Here is a 1,196-nt window from a genome sequence, read left to right as displayed (position 1 = left end):
TTAGGGCAACGCTGATTAAGTCCACCGCTTGTGCGGGTCGAGCGTTATAGAGCGCACAAGCAACGAGTTAGCCAAAAGACAATGAAACAGCAGACGCTCGCGATGGCCGCGGAACAAGGTGCGGGTTTCGAGACTCGCCGCAAACGGACGCGACGCGACGAGTTTCTCGACACGATGAACATGATCGTTCCGTGGACCGAACTGTGCGCGGTAATTGAACCGTATTACCCGAAACGGGGTAACGGTCGCCCGCCGATTGGTTTAGCACGCATGCTGCGGATTCACTTCGTGCAGCACTGGTTCAATCTGGCCGACTTCGCTTGCGAAGAGGCTTTGTATGACAGCACCAGCCTGCGTTGCTTCGTGGGCATTGATCTGGGCTGCGAAGCCGTCCCGGATGCGACAACGCTGCTCAAATTTCGGCGCCTGCTTGAGAAGCACCAACTGGGTGAACGGCTCTTCGCGGAGGTGGGGCGGGTGCTGCAAGCCAGCGGTATGAAGCTTGCCAGCGGCACCATCGTGGACGCGACGTTGATCGCCGCCCCCAGCTCGACCAAAAACAAGCAGCAGGCGCGCGACCCCGAGATGCATCAGACGCGCAAAGGAAAGCAGTGGTATTTCGGCTTGAAGTTGCACATCGGGGTCGATAGTCAGAGCGGCCTGGCACATAGCGCGGTGGTCACGTCGGCCAACGTGCACGACAAACATCCGCTGCCGAAATTGCTGCATGGGCAAGAGCAACGCGTCTATGGAGATAGCGCCTATGCGAGCCAGAAAGCGCTGATCCGTGACAAAGCCCCCAAGGCACGCGACTTCACCAATCAGCGTACGCGCCGCGCGGGTAAAGTTGACGAGGTAGCGCGCGGCAAGAATCGCAACAAGTCGAAGATCAGGGCTCGGGTTGAGCACGTGTTTGCTGTCGTCAAGCGCCTGTGGGGCTTCTCGAAGGTACGCTATCGCGGTCTGGCGAAGAACGCCAATCGCGCCTTCGTCGCGCTGGCGTTGAGCAACGTCTATCTCTCGCGCAGGCGATTGATGGCACAGGTACGCCCGTAATGGGCGAAAAGCGGGCCGCAGGCCCGTCCGCAACGCCCAGGTGGGCAAGAAAATGCAGCGGCAAAGCTTCACTCACGATAAGCCCACCTGTGTTCGCGCCCAATTTGATAAATACAACGGCTTGTTCAGCGTTGCCTTAG

The 1,196-nt window shown here is 58.9% G+C and carries 1 protein-coding gene; it reads left to right on the top strand.

All coding sequences use genetic code 11. The annotated features are described in order from the left end of the window. Positions 1 to 81: 81 nt before the first annotated feature. Positions 82 to 1,056, top strand: a complete 975-nt coding sequence (locus QCE63_RS35480; protein WP_309839932.1) for an IS5 family transposase — start codon at positions 82 to 84, stop codon at positions 1,054 to 1,056. Positions 1,057 to 1,196: the final 140 nt, after the last annotated feature.

The organism is Caballeronia sp. LZ065 (genome assembly GCF_031450975.1).
Lineage (GTDB): Bacteria > Pseudomonadota > Gammaproteobacteria > Burkholderiales > Burkholderiaceae > Caballeronia.
Note: the sequence above shows the minus strand (reverse complement) of the source record. Positions and strands in the feature narration are given on the sequence as shown.